Here is a 4540-nt window from a genome sequence, read left to right on the forward strand (position 1 = left end):
GCATCGCTCTGTGCATCAAAAGTGCAGTGAATGAGGCGTTTTGGTGCACTTTCGCTGCACTGAGCGCTGCACTGAGGTCGAGTCGGCCTGCCGGCTGCCCGGACAGCGGGCCTTCGGGGCAGGTCGCCGGGACGACGGGGCAGCGAGCCCGCGAACTCGCCAGGCGTCGAACTCGGACACTGTTCGATCGGCGAACTCGCGGGCGCGAACCCGCGATCGCCGATTCGCCCCGTCCACTCAGGGTGTTTGAAGGGCCGAGCCCGGCACCGACACCGACGACCTCGGCCCGCCGCCCTCGGGCTGGCTCGCGCCGCGAACTGGGAGTCGTTGTCGTATTTTCGCGGGAAATGCGACAACGACTCCTATTTCGATGCTCTGGTCGAGGTGACTCGTCGTCGGGCGGCACGGACGTGAGGCGCTGGATAGCCTGATCGGATGGCAGACCCTCGGGTGGACGCGTACATCGAAGCCCTGCCCGAATGGCAGCAGGCGATCTGTCGGGAGGTGCGCGCGCTGATCCATGCGGCGGACCCGGACGTCGTGGAGACGATCAAGCGCACCGACCGCCCGTACTTCGTGCTCGAGGGCAACCTCTGCGCGCTGTTCGCGGCGAAGGACCACGTCAATGTCTTCCTGTACGACGGCGCGATCGTGCCGGACCCGGAGGGCATCATCACCGCGGGCCACGACACCAAGACCGCCCGAACCGTGGCCCTGCGCGAGGGCGAAACCATTAACGCGCCGGCCCTGACCGCGATGTTCCGGCAGATCATCGCCAACAACCGCGCCGGGGGCTGGCGCAAGCTCAAGGGAGCGGCCGGTCCGCATTGATCCGCCGTTTTCGGAAGGTTTGGTGCGCCCCGCGCACCAAACCTTCCGAAAACCGGTGTGTCAGGAGATTCGCAACGGCAACCAGGTGAACCCGCTGGCGGGGTAGACGGCCTTCGTCGGTTCCGTGCCCGGCACCAGGCCGATGCCGGTGGTCCGGTCGAGGAGCTCCTCCATCAGGACGAGCAGCTCGAGGCGGGCCATCGGCGCCCCGGGGCAGACGTGGATGCCCGCGCCGTAGAGCAGGTTCGCCGACGGGTCGCGGTCCAGCCGGAACTCGTCGGGATCGCCGAACACGGCCTCGTCCCGGTTGGCGGAGGTCCACATCAGGGTGATCCGGTCGCCGGCTGCCAGCTCACGTCCCCCGAGCTCGACGTCCGTGGTGGTGATCCGGCGGTTGGAGATCAGGGGAGAGTGGATGCGGAGGATCTCGTCGATCGCGACCGGGAGCGACGCCCGGTTGGCGCGCAGGTCCCGCTGGATCTCCTGGTGAGCGGCGAGGTAGTGGGCGAGGATGCTGACGCTGGCCGAGATCGTGCTCAGCTCGCCCACCGTCCACAGGCGCAGGATGCTGACGATCTGCGTGTCGGTGAGGTACCGGTAAGCGATCCGCTCGGTGAGCAGCCTCGTCGTGAGGTCGGCCGGTGCGGCCTCGCCGGCTGCTCGGCGCACGGTCAGCAGCTCGTGGATGTAGACGTCGAACTCGGTGGCGATGGCCGCCATGGCGGCCCTGTCCCGCGCGAGGGTCGCCTGGTGGTTCTTGCGGACCCAGCGCCGCAGCGGCTCGGGTGGTCGGGCGGATCTGGTCCAGGTCGAGGGTGACCCGCTCCTCGCGGCGCAGACCGGTAGACCACAGCAGGTAGATGATCGCCCGGTCACTGGCGGGACCGGTGCGTGACGACCGGTAAGTGCGGTCGTCATCTCGCCACCGACGAGATTGGCGGAACGTCCCCGCGGGAACGTTTGATCTCAGGCGTTGAGACGGTAACGTTCGCCTCTTGAGGGTCGGGATCGACCTCGGCGCGAGGTGTTCCCGCGGGACGTTCCCCGCCGCTCCTGACGGGCGGCGCGCGCCGCGAGATTTGGGCCACCAGGCGTGGGTCCTCGACGCCGGTTACCGCGACCGATGTCGCTGGCGCGACCAGCACTCTACGACCGTTAAGTTGTGGTCCGTTGAGGAACTACTGCCCGGGTGACTTTCGGCGTTCGGTGGCACGGCTTCCTCAGCGCTACGGGCTCACACCGGTGCACCAACCCCCGCGTGCTCACGTCCGGGTGTCCTCGTGCTGACCTGAGCCCCTGGCTTTCTGTACGAAATCACGTACCCTTGTTCGCATGGAGACTCTGCCGGTGAGCGAGGCGCGCAGCACGCTGAAGACCCTGGTCGACCGCGTCGCAGGAACGCATGAGCGGGTCACACTGACCCGCAATGGACGACCAGCCGCGGTCCTCATCAGCCCGGACGACCTCGCAGGTCTTGAGGAGACGCTCGAGATCCTCTCCGATCCGGACCTGATGCGTCAGATCACCGAGGGTGAGGCTGCGGTGGCTTCCGGGGACGTCGTCGACGAGGCAGGCCTGCGGGCCTACCTGGCCGGCCTGGGCCGCTGACGGTTGGCTGAGGCGAGCTCGTACACGCTGAGCGTCTCCGGGCCCGCCCGGCGCACTCTCGGAGAGCAGATCCCCGAGACTGTGGCCGCCGCAGTGCTCGAGTTCATCACCGGTGACCTGCTGCGCACGCCGCGGCGAGTCGGCAAGCCGCTGCGTGCGCCATTCCTGGGGAAGTGGGGCGCCCGGCGGGGCACCTACCGAGTCATCTACACGATCGACGACGATCACCGGGTCGTGACCATCATCACCGTCACCCATCGCCGCGACGCCTACCGGCCACACTGAACTCGCTTGAGGTCGAGCGCCCGACGGCCCACCCGCCGCACCACGCAGACGGCGGTCGGCTGTTTCACGCAAACGGCGGCACGATACTGCCTCCGACCTGCAAACCTACCGGGGTCAGTGGCGTCGGTGACTGCGGCCGCTCGCTCCAGTTGCCGCCCGGCGCGGCCCCGGGGCATGGTCATGGTCGGCTTCCCGGGTGCCGGTTGGCGGGCTCACGTCGGCGGGCAATCGCCTTGGGCGCATGCCGCTGCGGACCGGGGCTGGCACCGTCCGTTGGTGAGACAGCCCGACCCATCGACTGCCGGCGCGGGGGTCGCCAACTGGGCGTGAAGGTTGACCGGGTAACTCACGCCGACGCTTCGCGCGACCAGCGAGTCGATAAATGACGCACTCTGACAGATATACCCAAGGTACCGGGCGTCGATGCGCTCCGTTCGTGGGTGAAGCACGGCAAAGCCCGTCGAGAATACGAGACAATCGTCTGTCGCTGGAACAGTTGCCACGGCGCGGAGATAAGTTCGCACCGTCGAGACAATGGTATCGCCGACATCTGCAAGGCGTCGCGCCCGTGATGGAGCCGAATCGAATCGAATGGACTCCGCCGGGAGATCGATTCGTCCTTCGTTGACGCTACTGATATCCACGTATCTAAATGCGTATCCCGGATCGGTTGTCTCGACTAAAGCGCGGGCATTGGTTACCACCATGTCCTTCAGTCGGGCAATCACGTCGTGACCTCGCCGAGAAGGCGCTGGATCTCGGACTCCAAAGCCGTGAGTTCGGCGTCAATTTCGGCCAACGGACGCGGTGGCGTGTAGACGTAGAAGTGCCGCGTGAACGGGATCTCGTATCCGATTCTCGTCTTGGTCTCGTCGACCCAGGCGTCGGGCACGTGCGGGAGGACCTCGCGCGCCAAGTAGTCGTCGACGTCCTCGCCAAGCGGCACGTTCTCGTTGTCGCGCAGATCGGGATCCGGCAGGGGGCGCTTCTTCGCGTCGAGCTGGAGTTCCCCATCGGGGTCAGTGACGGAAACGGCCGACCAGACGGCCTTGTACAACGGTGTCGCCAGTGAGAGCCCGTTGGCCACGAGCGCCGGGCCGAGCTGAGCCTGGAACGCCTTCCTCGTCGATCCGTCGACCCCGCGCAGGGACTCGAGAGACTTGACCAGCGCGTCCCGATACCCGAGCCCGAGGCCCTTGAACTGCCGGGTCGCGCGCAGCACGTCGAGCCCGTCGTCGGACATCTCGAACCGAAGCCGAAGCGGGCGCTCGACTGTGATGCGCTGATACCCGAACTCGGTCGTGTCGAAGACCTTCGCCTTCGCGTGAGCCTCCGCGGACGGGTCGGCCGCGAGCTCGAGGGCGTCCGCGTACCACCGCGTGATCTCCTCGATCTGCTCCGGCGCGATCTCCTTGCGCTTGTCGCCGAGGGACTTGCGCATCTTGGTGAACTGCTCGCGCGCGTCCAGCAGGATGACCTTGCCCTTGTGCTCGGGCCTCTTGCGGTTGGACAGGATCCAGAAGTACGTGGAGATCCCCGTGTTGTAAAACAGCTGGTCGGGCAGGGCGACGATGCCCTCGAGCCAGTCGTTCTCCAGGATCCACCGGCGGATCTCCGACTCCCCGGACCCCGCCCCACCGCTGAACAGAGGCGAGCCGTTGAACACGATCGCCAACCGCGACCCGCCCTCGGACACCGGCTTCATCTTTGAGAGCATGTGCTGCAGGAACAGCAGCGACCCGTCGTTGATCCGCGGGGTCCCCGCGCCGAACCGGCCCGCGTACCCGCGGGCGGCCTCGTCCTCGACGACCGTCTG

5 protein-coding genes are annotated in these 4540 nt (G+C 67.1%); 3 read left to right on the forward strand and 2 right to left on the reverse strand.

What is annotated here, in order from left to right; all coding sequences use genetic code 11:
* The first annotated feature begins 435 nt into the window (after positions 1-435).
* Positions 436-831 (forward strand): DUF1801 domain-containing protein, encoded by a 396-nt coding sequence (locus tag VIM26_RS23315; RefSeq protein WP_331955720.1) that lies wholly within the window; start codon positions 436-438, stop codon positions 829-831.
* A 60-nt stretch (positions 832-891) separates the two neighbouring features.
* Here the strand turns inward: VIM26_RS23315 and VIM26_RS23320 are convergent, their stop codons facing one another.
* On the reverse strand, positions 892-1551 hold the full coding sequence (locus VIM26_RS23320) for a cytochrome P450 (protein WP_331955721.1): 660 nt from the start codon (positions 1549-1551) through the stop codon (positions 892-894).
* 612 nt (positions 1552-2163) lie between these two features.
* On the opposite strand from VIM26_RS23320, the gene VIM26_RS23325 reads away from it, so the two are divergent.
* Both VIM26_RS23325 and VIM26_RS23330 read left to right on the forward strand, forming a co-directional pair.
* The gene (locus VIM26_RS23325; RefSeq protein WP_331955722.1) at positions 2164-2439 is read left to right on the forward strand and encodes a type II toxin-antitoxin system Phd/YefM family antitoxin; all 276 of its coding nucleotides are present in this window, start codon (positions 2164-2166) and stop codon (positions 2437-2439) included.
* Between the two features lie 3 nt (positions 2440-2442).
* Complete coding sequence (locus tag VIM26_RS23330) at positions 2443-2724, forward strand: type II toxin-antitoxin system RelE/ParE family toxin (protein WP_331955723.1); 282 nt, start codon at positions 2443-2445, stop codon at positions 2722-2724.
* Between the two features lie 724 nt (positions 2725-3448).
* On the opposite strand, the gene VIM26_RS23335 is transcribed toward VIM26_RS23330, so the two are convergent.
* Positions 3449-4540: HsdM family class I SAM-dependent methyltransferase (locus VIM26_RS23335; RefSeq protein ID WP_331955724.1), on the reverse strand; the 1092-nt coding region annotated here is incomplete at its 5' end.

The organism is Pengzhenrongella sp., assembly GCF_036565025.1.
Lineage (GTDB): Bacteria > Actinomycetota > Actinomycetes > Actinomycetales > Cellulomonadaceae > Pengzhenrongella.

Bases quoted from the DNA above. Each gene is read 5' to 3' on its own strand.
- VIM26_RS23315 (WP_331955720.1), top strand. From the start codon at position 436: ATGGCAGACCCTCGGGTGGACGCGTACATCGAAGCCCTGCCCGAATGG.
- VIM26_RS23325 (WP_331955722.1), top strand. From the start codon at position 2,164: ATGGAGACTCTGCCGGTGAGCGAGGCGCGCAGCACGCTGAAGACCCTG.
- VIM26_RS23320 (WP_331955721.1), bottom strand. From the start codon at position 1,551: ATGGCGGCCATCGCCACCGAGTTCGACGTCTACATCCACGAGCTGCTG.